The organism is Butyrivibrio sp. NC2007, from assembly GCF_000421405.1.
Lineage (GTDB): Bacteria > Bacillota > Clostridia > Lachnospirales > Lachnospiraceae > Butyrivibrio.
The window spans coordinates 36,566-54,448 of sequence record NZ_ATWY01000003.1; the positions used below are offsets into that span (position 1 = coordinate 36,566).

The 17,883-nt window shown below is 44.9% G+C and carries 12 protein-coding genes; 2 read left to right on the forward strand and 10 right to left on the reverse strand.

Features of this window, described 5'->3' with window-relative positions:
• Positions 1-27 precede the first annotated feature (27 nt).
• The 3 genes from G632_RS18685 to G632_RS0103090 all read right to left on the reverse strand — a co-directional run bounded on the left by G632_RS18685 (position 28) and on the right by G632_RS0103090 (position 6,673).
• Positions 28-588 carry an alpha/beta hydrolase gene (locus tag G632_RS18685; protein WP_022767568.1) on the reverse strand — a complete coding sequence of 187 codons (561 nt, stop codon included), beginning with the start codon at positions 586-588 and terminating at the stop codon, positions 28-30.
• Positions 589-1,155: 567 nt separating this feature from the next.
• On the reverse strand, positions 1,156-5,994 hold the full coding sequence (locus G632_RS0103085; protein ID WP_022767569.1) for a carbohydrate binding domain-containing protein: 4,839 nt from the start codon (positions 5,992-5,994) through the stop codon (positions 1,156-1,158).
• Positions 5,995-6,172: 178 nt separating this feature from the next.
• Positions 6,173-6,673, reverse strand: coding sequence for a hypothetical protein (locus G632_RS0103090; RefSeq protein WP_022767570.1), 501 nt, complete (start codon positions 6,671-6,673; stop codon positions 6,173-6,175).
• Between the two features lie 107 nt (positions 6,674-6,780).
• Here G632_RS0103090 and G632_RS0103095 point away from each other — a divergent pair, with 107 nt between their 5' ends.
• The gene (locus G632_RS0103095) at positions 6,781-7,686 is read left to right on the forward strand and encodes a DMT family transporter (RefSeq protein WP_022767571.1); all 906 of its coding nucleotides are present in this window, start codon (positions 6,781-6,783) and stop codon (positions 7,684-7,686) included.
• Positions 7,687-7,691: 5 nt separating this feature from the next.
• Here G632_RS0103095 and G632_RS0103100 read toward each other — a convergent pair whose 3' ends face one another.
• The 5 genes from G632_RS0103100 to G632_RS0103120 all read right to left on the reverse strand — a co-directional run bounded on the left by G632_RS0103100 (position 7,692) and on the right by G632_RS0103120 (position 15,984).
• The gene (locus tag G632_RS0103100) at positions 7,692-8,561 is read right to left on the reverse strand and encodes a sugar phosphate isomerase/epimerase family protein (protein WP_022767572.1); all 870 of its coding nucleotides are present in this window, start codon (positions 8,559-8,561) and stop codon (positions 7,692-7,694) included.
• Positions 8,561-9,865, reverse strand: a complete 1,305-nt coding sequence (locus G632_RS0103105; protein ID WP_022767573.1) for a glycoside hydrolase family 1 protein — start codon at positions 9,863-9,865, stop codon at positions 8,561-8,563. The genes G632_RS0103100 and G632_RS0103105 overlap by 1 nt, the downstream gene beginning before the upstream one ends.
• A gap of 95 nt (positions 9,866-9,960) precedes the next feature.
• A complete protein-coding gene (locus G632_RS0103110) occupies positions 9,961-12,222 on the reverse strand; it encodes an alpha-L-rhamnosidase (protein WP_026512353.1) in 2,262 nt (753 codons plus the stop codon).
• A gap of 14 nt (positions 12,223-12,236) precedes the next feature.
• Positions 12,237-14,450: a glycoside hydrolase family 2 protein gene (locus G632_RS0103115; RefSeq protein ID WP_022767574.1), complete on the reverse strand. Its 2,214-nt coding sequence runs from the start codon at positions 14,448-14,450 to the stop codon at positions 12,237-12,239.
• 19 nt (positions 14,451-14,469) lie between these two features.
• Complete coding sequence (locus G632_RS0103120; RefSeq protein WP_022767575.1) at positions 14,470-15,984, reverse strand: MFS transporter; 1,515 nt, start codon at positions 15,982-15,984, stop codon at positions 14,470-14,472.
• Between the two features lie 131 nt (positions 15,985-16,115).
• On the opposite strand from G632_RS0103120, the gene G632_RS0103125 reads away from it, so the two are divergent.
• Entirely contained in the window at positions 16,116-17,315 is a 1,200-nt protein-coding gene (locus G632_RS0103125; protein WP_022767576.1) for an AraC family transcriptional regulator, read from the forward strand.
• 17 nt (positions 17,316-17,332) lie between these two features.
• Here G632_RS0103125 and G632_RS0103130 read toward each other — a convergent pair whose 3' ends face one another.
• Entirely contained in the window at positions 17,333-17,542 is a 210-nt protein-coding gene (locus tag G632_RS0103130) for a PspC domain-containing protein (protein ID WP_022767577.1), read from the reverse strand.
• Positions 17,543-17,555: 13 nt separating this feature from the next.
• Entirely contained in the window at positions 17,556-17,753 is a 198-nt protein-coding gene (locus tag G632_RS0103135; protein WP_022767578.1) for a hypothetical protein, read from the reverse strand.
• Positions 17,754-17,883 lie beyond the last annotated feature (130 nt).

Here is a 17,883-nt window from a genome sequence, read left to right on the forward strand (position 1 = left end):
GTAGCTGCTCTATCCTTTAATTATTTCTTAATCAACCAGAAAGTCTTTTACCTTATCCATGATCCACTGAAGATTTGATAAATCCTCCATCGGATCCTCAGTCTCCAGAGAATGATTAGCTCTTTCTACCTTGTACAAAGGCAGCTCAAGCTCCGCGCACTTCTCTTCCGCGATTTCTGTGTCGCACCAGGGATCAGCAAGTCCGTGAAAGACAATGCCTGAGCCCTTTCTGACCCTGTCAAAGGTCTGCGGAACCGGCGTAAACACCACCTGTCTGGCGCCAACTTCAAGCTCGCTGTCGAAATACGCAGCAAGCGCTGTGCCTATACTCTTTCCCACGAATACTACGTCTTCACTTTGGTCAAAAGACATTTCTCCAAGCTGCTCTTTTATCTGCGAAACCGCCATTTTGAAGGCTTCCTTCATGTGGACTTTGTCATTCATGATCTCCCTTGCCTTGAACGGGAATTCATAATTAACCTCCACCACTTCATATCCGGCCTCTCGAGCCAGCCTTTTTGCAAAGTATAAAAGCGGCTTATCACTGTGGTATCCCATTCCGGGAAAGATTACGGCAATCTTGCTCATTTTTTGTGTCATTCCTTTCTGTTATTGATACTATTATATCCCCTAGAAGCCATTTATGCTCCGCTGTCCGAGGATTTTCTATATATATGAATAATACTGGGGTTGGGGTATGGAAAAATAGAGGAACGAGAAGCTTGATTGGCCTAAGTTTTCATCACATGGCCGTATATTTTGAACGTTGGTTGGAAACGTGATTTCGACAACCCCATAACTTTCCTCTATGCAAAAAATAGTTGGAAATTGCAAAAAAGATTTTGGTGTCGCAAACAAGTATTTGAAAAAAACTACATCACATGGCATCCGTAGGCCGGTAGTTGTGATGCAGGGAAGACGCTAGGCATCAAATTTTCCAAGTGTGGAGGCTTGTAATTTCCAACTAATTTTTCATATGACAATTTTTGTTATGCAATTGAAAAAAGCTTTCCAACCAAGTAACTTGTTTGAAGGTCATTGTGATGCACTTTACAGGGCGTTTCCGGGGATATTAGTGATTCCATAAAAAAATTGAAGGAGTCAGGGGGACGGTTCTAGTGACTTCTGTCCCACTGACTCCATGGCTGAATATTATTATCTAAAGCGTTTTCTTATTCCAAATACTGCTAATGCAATAATCAACAGAACTACTATTGTACTTACAGGGACTATAGGAAAAGAGCTGTCTGATGGCTCTACGTTATTGAATGAAGCCTCAGGTACTTCTTCCTCCTGGATATTGGTTCCCTCAACTGCATCAGCTTTCTCCTCAGTATTCTGCACGTTTTCCTGCATATTGGTCTCTTCAGCCAATTCTTCATCTGATGTAGATGCCTCTTTCACAGAATCTGCCAGTGCTACAGGCTCATCATCAATCGTTGTCTGAGCCGCGCTCGGCTTTGTGCCTGGCTTTGAGGTCTGTGGAGCACTCTGCTTCTGTTCCTGAGATGCTGTTGAAGTCTTACCTGATGCCTGCGTAGTTGATACCTGAGTAGTCGGTGCCTGTGTGTTTCCCACAGAATCACCACTTCCACCAGTACTCTGTTCCTGACTTCCGTCCTGGCTTACTTGTCCGCCGCCTGTATTTCCTGCATTTCCAGAACCTTCTGTGTTTCCTGCGCTACCGGCTTCTCCCGAGCCACCAGCATTTCCGGAATCTCCGGTTTCCTGACTTCCTTCAGTTCCCTGATTGCCTTCAGATCCCTGATTGCCTTCAGTTCCTTCATTTCCGCCGGGCTCTTCAACACCTTCAGGCTCCTCGCTCTCAAGGCTCTTCATAAGATACAACTTCACATCCCCGACAGCAAAGGTCACGCCATTGGCATCAACAGGCGCATTCACATAATACTTGACCGTAACCGTGTTATTCTCAACAGTGATCTTCTCCCCAAGGAGCTGATCCTCTACAATCTGGTCCGCAGTATCGATCGGCAGGGATCTTACTTCATTATCCCCGGAAATCAGCGCCATTACTGCGCTGTTCATGTTACTCTTTACCTTTATATCGTTTGAGAGCGCATATACTCCGTTTGGAATATCCGTAACAGTGAAGGAAAACTCTGCTTCATAGCCATCCTGAGACCAGGCCACCAGCCTTCCGCTCTCAAGCCATGGAGAAAATCCTTCAAAAGTCCAGCCTTCCACGCCTTTTTCTTCGAAGTCCCAGCTCCAGATGATATTGTCATACTTCTCTTCTTCCGGCCCATCATTGGCTTCAAGGTGCAGCTTAACTGCATATTCTGCACTCTCAACCACTGCTTCACCATCAGGATAATAGATTCCTGCCTTGAGACCCAGTGCATCCGTGTTATAAAGTCCTAAATCCTCAGTGAGCTCATAGCTCCACTTTCCATCGGCATCTACAGGCACGTTAAATTTCTTATCACCAACCGTTACAGTCACATACTCCACATAAGATGCACTACCACCAATACTGTAAGGAAATTCTGTAATCTCCTCAGAAGGCTCATCCATGGAAACTCCGGCGCCTGATGCCAGATCCTCAGCGAAATTGGCGCCCTTAAGGTCATCCGCATAAAACGTTCCGCTGGCAGCCTGTCCGCTCTGGTTTGTATAAATCGACACCGACTTAAGATTCTGCGAACTGTCGATTGGCTGAGGTGTTCCCGATGTTGCCCAATCGGGCTGTATGATCTTACTAAAGGGCATGTACATGATCATCGGGCCCTTACCAGTCATATAACCCGTGTAAGCGTAAGTTGATGTATCAGTCTCCATCTGGACTTTGATCTCGTTACCTGACCCGTCGGAATCAAGATACATCGTAAATCCGTCATATCCGCTGAGGTTCAGCATATCCATAGTCTTGGTTGCTCCGGCATAACCCGTTCCGTTGTAGTCGTAGTCAACCCTGAGCCCATATGAACCCTCGTATTTGTTGCCCGAATCCAGTGACAGATTAAAAGTTCCACCGTTTGTATTTCTCGAATATGCTTGGTTCAGCAGCGTATTTGATCCGCTGTAGCCCTCAAAATCATCCACCTTTGTAGATGAACTTGCATAGACACTGTCAATATAAACTCTGCTGCTTTCTCCGCCAAATGAATACTCCAGTCCGATTCCGTAATTACCTGTATATACATTGGCAGAATCCAGCATAATAGAGCCATCTGCACCGGCTGAACCATCATTGTTTACTATGACAAACTCAGCTCCGCTGACACTTCCCCAGTTGAAATCACCGCTCTTGTCAATCGCTAGCTTATTCATCTGCGCAGCGCCGCTCAGAGCTATCTTTTCACTTGCCCAGACTCTGTTCTCACTGTCCCTAAGTCTTACCTGAAGCTCATTACCGCTTCCGTCAGGCTTCACCCACAGATATATGCTGTCAAACGCGCTGTAGTCCTTGCCTGATAGCTCTTTTGCAAAAGAGATCTCACCTTCCCCGAAGGTTATGCTGTAAACAGCATTCAGACTCGCATCTGAACCTGTGTAATACTCTCCGTCTTCGATGGTGTTTGAAGGTGCCGAATCAGCAAGAGGGATCATCTTTCGTCCGCTTGAGATCTCAACGAGCTTTACAAATACCTGCCCCTGGCTGTTTTCCGGAACTGTAACCCTTATAACTCGCACAGCTCCCGAAACGTTAAGGTCTCCGTAAACCACGCTTGTAGCTTCGCCTGCATCCACTGCCGAGAGCTCTTTTGCCTCCTTAAAAGTCACACCGTCAAAGGAGTACTCAACTACCGCCCTCTTGCCATCTACCGCAAGGGTGCTCACGCGGAAAGCATTGATATCATCGCCTGTCTTGTAAACGATTGATCCGCTCTCTGCGCCTGATGCAGTAAGGCCTCTCAAAGCACCATCGCCGGCAAGCACCAGGTTATCGCTCTTTGAAACATAGTATTTGGGAACATCCTCTCCGAAGGCAGAATCCTGAATCATTACGTTGGTTCTCACTGCATCCGAAGCAGCTGATTCATTGTAAGACTCGCCATCATTCTTGTAGGTAATCTCGATGCTGTCCAGCTTGCAGCTGCTGTTTCCCTGAAGATAAATTCTGCTGTAGTAGTAATTTCCTGTTGAAAGAACTGAAGATGCACTATAGAGCGCCGTTCCAGCATCATGATTAAGCTCAGCCTCTTCAAATACGATTCCGTCCTTAGAAACCATGAGCCTTGGTGCTGCACCTTCCGCTACAGCTTCAATTCGCACTTCATCCACGGGAATCCTTGATGAGTACTCGATATAACCTTCTTCTGCACTCTTATTCACGATTGAACTGCTGGAATACTCTATGTTTGCAGAATGATCGCTGCTGTAAGTGCGCCTGATCTCGGTGGGATTTGGATCGCTGCTGGAAACTGCGATCAGGTCCAAATTGTCTTTTACCACGTGCTTAACATTGTCCACTACCACAATGTTAGACCATGGGCCGACTCCGGATTCATTGCAGGCCCTGATCCTATATGAATAGGTAAGTCCATCAAGGGCTGTCTCGTCATGGTAACCTGCGATGCAGTCGTGGGCCTTATCCTCCCAGTTCCTGCCGGAGTCATAGATGTAATCCTCTTCTCCTGCCACAGTCATGAAAGCATCGGAGTTCTGGTCTGTCACGCTTCCTTCCGCCCTCTGGATCTCGTACCACGCGCCTCCGACAACACCTCGCCACTTGATATCACCCACAGATCCTCCGGCAAAAGAGCTGTCGTGGGAAGTGCCGTTTTCTGAATAAAGAAGGGGGGCTTCCTCATCTTCAGGCGCCGGAATCGGGATATTCTTAGCCTCTTCATAACTTGAAGCCTTACCGTTCACTATCTGTGCATAGGCATATATTGAGCGGATTATCTCAGTTTCTCCGTAATAATTTCCCGCCTCGAAACCGGGCCAGTGGTAGGAAGCCCAGTAACCATCCTCATTATGGAAGTAGTAGCCAAATCCGTCCTTGTGGGCTCTAAGACTCCACATCATGATTCCGTTGGTGTCATTCTCAATGCCCTTCTGGAATACATCGATACAGGGCTGCGCAGTAACCTTTGCACCAAACTCGCCCAGTATAAAGGGCTTTCCTGCATTGTGGGCATCTCTGGTATCATCTTCGCATCTCTGTGCGTAGTTGCCCTCATAGTAGTGCGCTCCAAGGATGTCTGCCAGGTTGTCAGCACTAAGAGATTTAGGGGACATGGACATTCTGCCGTCCAGCACAAGATGATTTGAATCGATGCTCTTTACGTGGGCAACAACCTCGTTGGTCCAGGCGCTGAGCTCCTCGTCCCTCTCGACCTGGCTTCTGTTACCTATTTCATTTCCTGTTTCCCAGCACAGTATCGCCGGGTCATCCTTGTACATGACCCCTGTAACCGAATTGGTTCTGTTAAGCAGATGTGTGATCATCTGTTTAAAGAGATCCATGCACTTCTCACTGCTGTAGAACCTCCATGCCCAGTCCTGAAATCCCGACTGTGACGGTGCTTTCCCGTCTGACTCCCCCGCAAGCCAGACGTAGCCGTCCATTCCGCCTATCCAGTGCCAGTGATCAACAAAGGGAACAATCACCCTGATCCCGTACTGATTTGCTTTGGCCAGCACATCATCGAGCATGTTCAGAGCATCTTCATTAAAGGTAAGATTGCCCTCATTATCAACGCCTGTAACATACGCTGTTGCACTGTTCTGCCCGTTGAACACCGGAATTGTGTAGGTCCTTGTTACATTTCCTCCCATTGCCCTGAAGGTCTTCATGGCATTTGCATGTTCCCAAGGTGTATCACTAGTTGCCTGCGGATAGTTCAAAGATACGAACCTCAGCTCATTCTCCCCGTCCATGAGCTTTGTACCGGACACAGTAATATAATTAGAAAAGCCTGCATTACCCGGTGGCTCAGCAGCTGCAACCGTGTAAGCAGGCATTGCAGATGTGAAAATCAGGCCGGCTGATACAATTAGTGACAAAACTCTTTTCTTCAGCTTCATATAATCCTCCCTTACAAAGAAATTGTTTTTGTAAGTTAAATTATATTTACCGGCTAAATTACTACATCTCTTATTCTTGCGTTCTATATTCTATTCTTGCTAAAACCCCGATTTTCTCTGTTTTTACCTAAATACTTTCTCCATACTTGTGTATTTTTACCTAAATACAGGTTAAATATCACTTGATATAGTCTTTTACATTCAAAGTCTCTTCTGTGCGCTGCTCATCATCAATGATGCCCGGAACCTGCTCTGTAACGTAGGTATCGCCTGTTTCTGGGTTAACGTAATAGCGGATCAGTGCACCTGTGTAAGATCTGTAAAGAACAACAATCTCGCCATTCTCATTTGTGCTGGCTTCCCAGTAGAGAGTGTAATCGTCTGAACCTTCCATATTTGCCAGATCAGGGAAAGACTCTATGCAGTAATCATGGATTGCCTGTGTAGCCTGCTCCTCTGTGATCTTGCCTGTTGTCTCTGCAGGTGTCTCTGCCTCTGCAGTCTGTTCTTCTACTGTTGTAGCTTCTGCAGTTTCTGTAGTCTCGCTGGTCTGTACAGTCTCCTGTGCTGCAGGAATCTCTTCAACCTGTAAGCTGCTTGTCTCCTCTGTCTTAGTACCGCATGCAATAAGGCCAAGGGCCATAACACATGCAAGCATAACTGCGAATTTCTTTTTCATAATACATTCCTCCTCAAATTTCATAACGATTCTATGTTACTACCATTTCCCCAAAACAAATCTAAAAGTATTCTAAATTCTTCGCAATCTGCTATAATAGGCCTGTTATGGAAAAAATTCGAGAATCTCAGATTAAAAATTCATTACTGCTCCTGCTGGCCTCTATCGTTTGGGGAGCTGCCTTTGTAGCTCAGTCCGTAGCAGGCGACAGGGTCGGTACTTTCACTTTTAACGGAATACGCTTTATTATCGGCGGAGTATGCCTTCTTCCATTTCTTAGAGGGCATAATATAACGCCTTCAAAGATCCCTTTTAATAAGCTCCTTGGAGGCGTAATATGTGGTCTTGCTCTGTTTTTGGCATCCACCTTTCAGCAGGCCGGAATCGCACTTGGCGCCGGCGCCGGTGAAGCGGGCTTTTTGACAGCCTGTTATATCGTTCTGGTCCCAATTATAGGTCTTTTCATCGGCAGAAAATGCAGCTTCTGGGTATGGCCGGCTGTGGGCATCGCCCTTATCGGTCTTTACCTTCTCTGCAATCCTTTTTCCGGCGGAAGCTTTTCAATATCAACCGCAGACCTGGCGCTCCCTATGTGCGCTCTTTTATTCTCAGTGCAGATTCTGTGCGTTGATCACTACGCTCCCATCATGAGTCCCGTTGCACTTGCGTGCGTTCAGTTCTTCGTAAGTGGCGCAGTTTCACTGATTGCTGCGTTTATATTTGAATTTATGCCTGACCCTTCAGCGTGGATCAGCTCTTTATCTGCGCCTTCTTCCTGGATAGCCATCCTCTATACAGGTATCTTTTCCTGTGGTGTAGGCTACACCTTGCAGGCAGTAGGCCAGCGCGGCTTAAATCCAGCCCTTGCATCCCTCATCATGAGCCTTGAATCCGTGTTCTCATCGGTTTTCGGCTGGCTGATACTCCATCAGCTGATGTCGGGAAAAGAGATCACAGGCTGCGTTTTGATCTTTTCTGCAGTCCTTCTGGCTCAGATTCCGTCGAAGTCCTGAGGTTTTCAGGACATCAATTTATGTTTCCTTAACCATTCTGCACTTACAGTAAAGCTTTTTACAGGATCATTATCGATCCAGTTCTTATGGGTCTCCAAAACAATCGCTTCCACTTTGGAAGTTGCCCGTACATTTTCCAAAATAGTACCAAGGGCCATATTTCCTGTGCCGAGTTCAGCAGCATCTTCCTTAAGGATGGGCGTAATGAAAGGCCCCTTCTTTCTACATCCCCTGTCATTTATGTGCCACATCACCATCCTGTCTGACAGCTTATTTACCAGGGCGGAAACATCGGCACCACCATCTGCAAGCCAATATGTATCAAGTTCAAAGTTTACATACTGAGGATCTGTGTTTTCGATGATCACATCATATGCAGTTTTATCTTCTGAGATCTTCTGCAGTTCTACATTGTGATTATGATAAAGCAGTTTTACTCCATAGGGTAAAAGAGCTTTTCCTGCATTGTTCAGGCGCTCAGCAAGCTTTTTTACCTCTGATGCATTTCCGTAATCAAACCTGTACATACCGGTTATAACAACGGTGTTCGTCCCAAAGCTCAAGGCTTCTTTCGCTACAGCCTCGGGATTCTCTTCAATGCTGTTTAGATAGCTGTGCAGGCTTATGACTTTCAATCCGCTCTCTGAGATCAGTTTCTTCCAGTCGAGTTTTCCGCCATTCCCCGTGGGCATACCGGCAAATTTAGTAAGTAACTTCACAATAAAAGGCGTTGGCTTGATCATGAAGTCATTTAGTTCAATGCCGTCATAGCCGGCACTCTTGATGCTCTGAAGTGTGCTGAGTGCACTCTCATAACTATTGCATCTGCTTCCAATCATTATCTGTTGCACACCCGTCAGTACTGTGTCTTTCATTATTTCAAATAGCCTCCAAGATGCTTCAAACTGGGCTTTGGCGCCCTGATCTGTGTTTTCCTGTCAACTGCGCAAAGACCAAATGTCAGCGCATAGCCTTTCTGCCACTCAAAATTATCGATAAGTGACCAGTGGCAGTATCCGATAACAGGAATTCCATCATTTATACAGCTCTGAACACCCTCAATTGCCTTGTCGATAAACTTAACTCTCTGCTCGTCATCCGATGTTGCTATTCCATTTTCTGTAACCATGATCGGAACATTTGGCATCTCCTCATGCACGCGTCTTATTACATGCTCAAGAGCCTCAGGATATACTTCATAATCCATCTGTGTCATTGGTGTTCCCTCGGGAACAGGCACAATTCCATCCGGGCCGTAAGTAGTTCTTGTATAATTCTGAAGACCAAAGAAATCATCATCCTTGATATAAGGAATGTAATGGCTAAACTCCTCATTCCAGTCGCTGTCTGCGCGCTCCTTGCCACCTTCTATGTACTGGCAGTCGTGCAGGGAAAGAGTAATACCAACCTGAATATCCGGATTAACAGCCTTGATTGCTTCTTTGGCTGCCTGATGCGCCTTTATAACTATCATATCGCCATTTGCATCTGTTGCAGAAACAAATGTATGCGGCTGAGGATCTCCGAATACTTTGGCGTTCTCCATTGCTGCCAGCTTCATTTTCTCCATTGGATCAGAGAGATTAAGACCAACCTGAACCTGCCCCTCCATGGAGTCGCCATCGCTTTTAGCTGCATTTGCCATCTTAGCCATCATCTGCTTCTTGAATCTCTCCATGAGAGCGCCAATCTGAAGTCTCATGTTAGCCTCATTTATGGTGCAGATATACTTTATCTCACTTCCAAGCTGCTTAGTAACATATCCGGCATAGTTGGCAAAAAGCTCCACAACCTGCTCATTGTCCCAGCCTCCGAGCTTTATAAGCCACACTGGTGATGTGAAATGCATGAGAGTAATAACCGGCTCAACGCCATTGTCCCTGCAGCATTTGATCATCTTCCTGTAATGCTCAATCTCTTTTTCATCAAATTTGCCCTGCTCAGGCTCAATACGTGCCCATTCAACAGAGAATCTGTAGGTGTTAAGGCCTGCATCCGCAAGCATCTTGATGTCTTCTTCGTATCTGTTATAGTGATCCACTGCATCCAGTGAAGGCTCAACAAACTGTGAATACTCCATATTCTCCATGAGCCAGTAATCTGAATTTGTATTGTTTCCTTCAACCTGGTGGGCTGCAGTAGAAGCGCCCAGCATAAATCCGTTCTCAAACTTGTTCATTTTCCTATCCTCCATAATTGGTCCTAAGGGGGTACCGCTTGCGGTGGATTCCTTAGGACGGTCTACTGTTTTCATAACTTGCTTTACACTACCATTTAAATCTCATAACTTCCGCTTGTCAGAATTCTCTTTTCCCCGCCGGGGAGCTCCAGCTCTGCTTCCATTCCTTCAGGAATTTCAAATCTGTAGGCAAAAGAATCCGTCTCCTCAATATATCTCCATTCAGAAACTATGCGACCTTTCGGTGAATCATAGTAACCCTTTGCAAACTTAAGTCTCTCATCCGGCACCGGCTTTATCAGGACCTTGTCAAAATCGTATCTGATTCCCAAAACGCCGGATAAAAGCCATCCGGAAACAGCTCCATAGGAGTAGTGATTCAGTGAATCATGCACAGTGCCGTCTTCTCTGACGCCATCCCAGGTCTCCCAGATAGTGGTAGCACCTTTCTCCACAGCATAGAGCCACGAAGGATAGCTTTTTTGCAACAGCAGTCTGTATGCAGTATCCGCATAGCCGTAATCAGCAAGCACACTGCACAGGAAAGGCGTTGATAGGAAGCCAGTATTAAGATGATAGTCATTTTTCACTACCAGCTCATTTAAGTCCTTCGCCGCTTCCACTGCCTCTTTTTCAGGCAAAAGACAAAACGCAAGAGGCCTTACGTATTCGCACTGCCTGTCAGATTTTATATGCCCGTCTTTCAGAACCAGATATCTGTATGCCTCAGTCGCCTTTTCCGAGATCTCTTTGTACTTATCCGCATCGGCGCCATTTCCAAGGAGCTCTGATATTTTGGCGAGAATCCCCGATGAATATGCATAGTAAGCTGTTGCCACTTCAGGCTGGCCATCCTTGAAAGCAGCCATCATAGTCTTCATAACGTCTGCTCCTGGCTCGCACCACTCACCATAGTCCATTCCGGTGTCGATGATGTATTTTCTGTAAGGGTTCTTTCCAAAGCGGTTCTTGAGCTTGCTCTTTCCTGCTCTTCTTCCGAGGAAATCCACCCACTTCTTCATCATTTCATAATTGTCAGCAAGTACCTGCTTATCACCGTATATTCTGTACAGATTCCAGGGCACTATAACAGCCGCATCGCCCCAGCCTACTGAAGCTGAGAACATCTCTGCTACCTTGCCCGGATTTGAGTTTTTGGGACAGATATACGCCATTTTACCGTCGGAGTGCTGCCCTATCCTCACGTTTGCAAGCCATTTCTCGTAAACATTCTTACAGTCCATGAGATATGCTCCGGTCCTCACAAAAACCGCTGCATCGCCTGTCCAGCCTGCTCTCTCTCTTGTAGGGCAGTCGGTCGGTATATCGCAGAAGTTCGACTTCATGGACCATACACTGTTTGCAAAGAGCTTATTTACCGCATCCACGCCACATTCAAAGCCTGCTGTTTCCTTCATGTCAGAATACACGGCTATGCTCTTTATTTTGATGTCAGACGGCAAAATATCACCCGTTATCTTTGCGTATCTGAATCCAAACATCGAAAAATGAGGCTTAAACTCATTCCTGCCCGGCTTGCAGATATAGTTTATTTCCTGTTTTATTCCGCCTGATTTGTTCCTGTCTCCGGGCTGGAAATTACTGATCGTGAAGTTTCCGTTTTCATCCAGGGTTTCACCGTGGACGAGGCAGATCTTCTCACCGCCCCTGGCGTTTTCTACAATAAAAGACGTATAACCTGCAAGGTTCTGTCCGAAATCAAATACACTCTCTCCGCTCGGAGTTGTGATGAGCCTTCCTTCAAATACCTCATGCTCAGTGATAAATGGCGCCTTCTGGGCTGTCAGATTTCTTTTGTCAAAAGACATCTCCACGGCCTTATGCCACTCACCAAAGCCCGCACCGGCATCACAAGTTTCTCCCAGTTCAAGGTCCGTAAGCTTAATGGGTCCGTATTCACAGGCATCCCAGCTGCAATCCGTGACAAGTATCGGATTCTCCATGTCTCCATCGCCTATCACTGCGCACAGAAATGAAATATCCTCGCCGTAGAGGTTTCTCACGCCGTCAATTCCGTTGCATCCTCTGTACCAGCCATCACCAAGCGTTATAAATATCTCGTTTTCACCGGGCTTTAGCACTTCAGTGATCTCATACTCCTGATACTGAAGCCTTTTATCATACTCATCACATCCCGGTGTCAGTCGTGCATCCGTGATTTCCCGGCCATTTATCAATATTTCATACAAGCCATGGGCCGTAGCATATATGCAAACTTTCCCATCTTTATAAGAGAATGTGGTCCTTAAATATCCTGCTCCCTTTCTCTTATCAGGTTCTGTCACGGTTTCAGGTGATATCCACTTTGCTTTTTCAAAAATCTTAGCCGCTTCCATTTAACACCTCTGTTTTAGCGCTTTTTGATATTCATAAGAGCATTTGAAAGTGCCTTAATCTCATCGGATTCTATATCCATTCCGCCCTGTTGCAGGAGCTTCTTAAGGGGCTGGCGGGCGATCATCTGCTGCATTGCTTCTGAAATCTCTACGCCTTCTCCCATTCCGCCTGCTGTTCTTGATGTCATTGCAGCCATCATCCTGTCGAGAATTGCTTTTCCTTCAGGAATAGCCTGAATTTCAGCCATTGTACTTGAAAGGGAGAGATATCCCTCTTTTTCCTCAGGCTCATCTGCCTTATCAAACCAGTTTCGTACCTTCTTATCCGGTGCGAAATATGCCGGATTAGGCTCGGAAACCTTTGTTATCTCCATCTCATCCGAAAGTTCTCCGCTCACAGCCTTTATGGTATGAACTCCGTTTATGGGAACATTAAACTTAAAGACATGTTCTCCGCTTGCGCTTCCTACTTCTACGCCGTCAACAAAGAGAGTTACGGACTTTTGGTTTGAATATACCTTAATCTCTGTGTTATCCTCGATGCGGTCGTGATATCTTTTTCCGCAAAGATGGATGAAAGGCTCATCTGACCACCATGCTTTATAAATGTAATAGGCGTCTTTCTTCTGCTTTCTGTCAAAGGTGATGACGCCCTTGTGGTTTTTGCCCGGATCTCCTGCCTCATCACGTCCTGCTGCAGCAAACTCAAACATATTCCAAAGGTATGTTCCCCAGATATATGGACGGGTGCTGAACATTTCAAGCATATGCTCGTGATAAACAGCCTGATAACTCTCTGTATAATCGCCCTTTTCAGGTCTTGGAGACTGAAGCGTAATTACTGAATCTGCGCCATACTCCGTAAGTCCTATTGCCACATCGGGATGCTGACTATGGAAGTCGTCAAACCACTTGTCATTGTCCTCCATCTCGCCTACGTACCAGCCATAGTAGAGATTGTAGCCGCGAATATCAGGCAGTGTAACAAGAGGCGAGTCTGTCTCAAGAAGGAACAGATTTGCCATGGCAGAATATCTGATAGAATCCATCTCGTGGACAATATCGTTTAATATCCTATGGTTCTCCAAGAGGTCTTCAGTTACACCCTGCAGAGATATCTCATTTGAAAGTGCCCAGCACATTATTGATGCATGATTGTAATTCTGGCTTATCAGCTCTTTCATCTGGGATATGGTGTTCTCTCTTCCACTGTCCATATGTACGGTAATATATGGAATCTCAGCCCAGACTACTACGCCCTTTTCGTCGCACAGATCATAGAAGTACTGATCGTGCTGATAGTGTGCAAGCCTTATGGAATTTGCTCCCATAGAGAGGATAAGGTCAAGGTCTTCTTCATGCATTTCTTTTGTAAGCGCATTACCGACACCTGCTCTGTCCTGATGTCTTGAGACTCCTCTAAGCGGATAGCTTTCTCCGTTGAGGAAAAATCCCTTTTGAGGGTCAACATGGAACTGTCTTACTCCAAACCTGTCATAAATTCTGTCACACTCTTTGGTTCCATCCAAAAGAGTTGCTGTTATGTTGTACAAGAACGGATCCTTGAGGCCGTTCCATAAATGTGGCTCTTTTATCGTGATCTTACCGCAGGCAACATATCCACAGGATGCATCCTCTACCGGAACCACCTCAAACTCCTGCTCTGTTACACCATCTATTGATATTCTTACGCGCTCTCCGCCGCTCGTGTATGCCTTTATTTCAATTTCAGCTTCATTTCCGTTTAGTCTTGGTGTGACGTACAGTCCTTTTCCACCATAATAGTCCATGTCAAAGTGCTTTTCATCCACAACCACAAGATAAACATCTCTGTAAATGCCACCATAGAAAGTGAAATCCGCTTTCTGTGGATACACCCTTGTATTGGGCTCGTTGGAAACAGAAACTACCATCTCATTTAAATCTGAAAGTGCCTCTGTAATATCTGCCCTGAAACACGAATATCCGCCATCATGGCTCGCAACCTCACGGCCGTTTAAAGCAACTTTTGCAGAAGAATTAACGCCGCGAAATTCCACATACGCCCGCTGTCCTTCTTCCATTACCGGTCTTTCAAATGTCTTTTTATAAAAGCAGGTTCCTCTGTAATACTGCTCGGGACCTGTCTGTCCATCAATAGCATTCCAGGTATGCGGAAGAGTTATACTCTCGCTCTTTCCCTCTTTTTCAAATATCCAGTTATCATTCCAAAGAATTGTTGTTCGCATGTTTCACCTCTCCAGATTTTTACTGACCCATTGCAGCCTTTTTCTTCTCGCCGATACTCTTCTGGATCTCTTCCATCTTCTCATATGTGAGCTCGGAATTCTTCATTGCCAGAAGTGTGCAGATCCATCCAACAATAGGGAATCCGATAAGAAGTATTACGGTCATAACTCTGACGCCAAAGGTAAGCGGATCGCCCTGCTGCGGAGCAGTAGTTGTATATCCTATAAGTCCGATCATGAGTGTTGCGATAGTTGCGCCAAAGGATGAAACTATTTTGTCAATGAAGCTGTAAGTAGCTGATACTGTCGCAGGCATGTATTTTCCTGAGCGATCCATCTCATAGTCAACAACATCCATTCTGAACGCGCTTGTTGATACAGAAACAACCATCTTCATTGCGTTATTTCCAAATGTAAAGAGTACATAAGTGATTGCCATGAGAACTGCTCCGGTTGATAAGTTGCCACCGAATACTGTTCCCACAAGAGTTGTAGGTGTAAATAAAAGATATACTGCAAATGCGATATTCAGTCCGATACAGTTCTTGGTCCAGTCGATCATTACCTTTCTGCTACCCTGTTTACCTGCAATCTTCGCACCAATAATTGCAAAAATAATGGATGGAAGCATTGCAACAGCAGAAAGAATTGATGAAATAGCCATGGATCCTAGCATGATTCCGTTAAGCATTGTGGAAACTACTGCTGCAGAACCTATCGTCTGGGCTAGCTTATCGGATGTTGCAGCCATGATGAATCTCTGAAGCTCTTTATTCTCCTTGATTAGTGCCAGCATGTCCTTAAAGCTAGGCTTTTCATCTGCCTCGCCGGCCTTTTTAATCCCTTCGAAATTCTCAGGAATATCGTATGGCGCAATTCCAATGCATGCCAGAATGTAGAAAAAGAGTGAAACAAGTATTACCACTACATTGTAAGTTGCGAAGTATTCTGTTCCCTGAATGTTATTAAATCTTGGGAGAATCACAGCCGATGCCACAACGCTCATGATCATCGGAACCAGATATGAATACGCTGTACTCCAGACACCGATTGTAGGACGCTGTTTTGGATCATTTGTCAGAATGTTCATATTGATCTGACCTGCTATACTTACGAATGTATAACCAATGATATAGATCACATAGCAGAGGACAAAAAATGTTATTCCCGCTGCACCCGTAAGTGACAGCTTTGCCCCTATATTGCACATCAGCGTCGTAGCAATGGCCATAAGAAGCCATCCAAACATGATTGAAAATCTTACTTTTCCAAATCTGGAATTAAATCTTTCCAGGAAAAAAGCTATTACCGGGTCTGTAATTCCATCCAAAAGCCTTGATCCTGTGATAATAAGTCCTGTAACTGCAACAAGTATTCCAAAGTTGGAATTTCCAATATATGTTGCACCATTCATCAGCAGATAAAATGCCATCTGCCCTGCACCTGTCATCATTGCAAGCGCAATATGCCAGGTTTTAGCTCTTTTATAAGTTACCCCATTTTCTTCTCTTATCAGAGATTTGTCCTTACTCATTATTAACCCCTTTCAGTTGCATGATAATCTTTGAAAGCTTTCCTGTTATGGTCATAGTATCATTTAGTTTTGCAATATGTTAGAATTATTTTATCCCGATTAATATTATTTTATTGTTTTGAGGAAAAAATATGGACCACACTCTTTTTTCAGCTCTTTTAAAAAACCTGCTCTCTGTGGATGTCACGGATGCAACAGACATGGACAGCTCTCTTGACGCCTTTGAAAAGAAATACTGCTTCAGCATCAAGATGCAGCCCATGTTTACAGGCGATGCTCTGCACTATCTTCTGGCCTCATCCAAAGGAAGCATGATCTATGAGCTCATAGACCAGCTGGGAATCTGTGCGTCCTTTTTTACGTTTGATAACAGGATTTATATAATCGGACCTTATGTAAAAGAGAAATATTCAGAGCTTAAGACAGAAACCGTACTTGCAAAAAACGATGAATCCTCATCCAAATCATTGGCCTTTAAGCTGTATTACACAGCCTTCCCCATAGTTTATACCGAGCAGATCACCAGTGTTGTAAATAAATGCATAATCTCTTTTTCCCCTACGGAAAGCGAGTATTCATACAGAAGACTATCGGGATTTATTCAGGATGTATCTGAAGAAGATGATAAGACAGAACTGTCCGAGAAGAATTATAGTGAAATCTACAAGCGATATGATCTGGAAAAACAGTTCCTATCGATGATAAGAAACGGCGATACCAAAAACATCATGACAGCATTTGAAAAATTGTCCGGTCCGGAGGCTCTTTCCGATTTTTCCAAAGAGACTCTTAACTACTATGCCTCGGGCTATGGTATGGCAATACTTAAAGCTCTTTCCAGAAAAGCTGCGGAAGAATCAGGTCTTTCGGTCATTACAATAGATGAGATAACCCAAAAATACACTCAGCTTTCATCAGCCACAAACAACGCCGATCTTCAGGTCCGCTATCAGACCGATATGATTGTTGAGTTGACAAAGGCAGTTCACAATCACAAGCTGTCTCTGGACAAGTATTCTCCATCAATTCAGAAAGTCCTTGAGTACATTAATCTGCATCTCGGGGACCATATATCAAACGAAGATCTCTCAGCAAATGCCAATATGTCCATATCTCACTTGGCCAAGGTATTCAAAAAAGAAACCGGGGTTACCATGACAGAGTATATAGCTCTTTTGCGCTGCAAAAAAGCTGCCAACCTCCTGAAGAAGACGAATCTTCCTATCCAGGAGATCAGCAGCTACGTCGGTTACTCCGACAATAATTACTTCGTTAAAGTATTTAAAAAGAACTATGATATGACGCCTACAGAATTCAGAAAAGCCACCTGATCGGTGCGCTTTTCTTATTACTGCTGGTCGTATTTGCTGACATAATCAGGGCGATTATCCATAATGAATGTAAGGATAATGTAAAGCGGAAGTCCAATGCCTCCGGACAATGAGAATACTGCCCAAAGAACTCTTACGATTGTAGGATCCCAGCCGAAGTATTCAGCAACACCGCCACATACACCAAAGATTCTTCTGTCATTGCTTCTGTACAATTTCTTTTCCATCACACGTACCTCCTTAAAGTTCGGTTCCATCAACATCAATCACTTCAATTCTCTCATTATCTCTTTTCTCTATGTTCTGCCTGTTCTTGGTGGCAGCCAGGGCAAAGACTATTGCCAGTATGTCATCAACAGGTCCTGGTAAAAGATCCATCGGAGAGATAACGTAAACAATAAGCAGCGCAACTAAAAATCCCTTCCAAAAGTTGCTCATAAGCTTCCCCCTTCCTAGTACCGGTTGCTTTGTTACAAGTTTATTCTATAACCGAACATAGAAAGGTTACATCCATTTTTTGGCGTATTTTTGTGTCTTATTTTACATTTTTGGAGGGATAAACTCAAAT

Bases quoted from the DNA above. Each gene is read 5' to 3' on its own strand.
- G632_RS18685 (WP_022767568.1), bottom strand. From the start codon at position 588: ATGAGCAAGATTGCCGTAATCTTTCCCGGAATGGGATACCACAGTGAT.
- G632_RS0103085 (WP_022767569.1), bottom strand. From the start codon at position 5,994: ATGAAGCTGAAGAAAAGAGTTTTGTCACTAATTGTATCAGCCGGCCTG.
- G632_RS0103090 (WP_022767570.1), bottom strand. From the start codon at position 6,673: ATGAAAAAGAAATTCGCAGTTATGCTTGCATGTGTTATGGCCCTTGGC.
- G632_RS0103095 (WP_022767571.1), top strand. From the start codon at position 6,781: ATGGAAAAAATTCGAGAATCTCAGATTAAAAATTCATTACTGCTCCTG.
- G632_RS0103100 (WP_022767572.1), bottom strand. From the start codon at position 8,561: ATGAAAGACACAGTACTGACGGGTGTGCAACAGATAATGATTGGAAGC.
- G632_RS0103105 (WP_022767573.1), bottom strand. From the start codon at position 9,865: ATGAACAAGTTTGAGAACGGATTTATGCTGGGCGCTTCTACTGCAGCC.
- G632_RS0103110 (WP_026512353.1), bottom strand. From the start codon at position 12,222: ATGGAAGCGGCTAAGATTTTTGAAAAAGCAAAGTGGATATCACCTGAA.
- G632_RS0103115 (WP_022767574.1), bottom strand. From the start codon at position 14,450: ATGCGAACAACAATTCTTTGGAATGATAACTGGATATTTGAAAAAGAG.
- G632_RS0103120 (WP_022767575.1), bottom strand. From the start codon at position 15,984: ATGAGTAAGGACAAATCTCTGATAAGAGAAGAAAATGGGGTAACTTAT.
- G632_RS0103125 (WP_022767576.1), top strand. From the start codon at position 16,116: ATGGACCACACTCTTTTTTCAGCTCTTTTAAAAAACCTGCTCTCTGTG.
- G632_RS0103130 (WP_022767577.1), bottom strand. From the start codon at position 17,542: ATGGAAAAGAAATTGTACAGAAGCAATGACAGAAGAATCTTTGGTGTA.
- G632_RS0103135 (WP_022767578.1), bottom strand. From the start codon at position 17,753: ATGAGCAACTTTTGGAAGGGATTTTTAGTTGCGCTGCTTATTGTTTAC.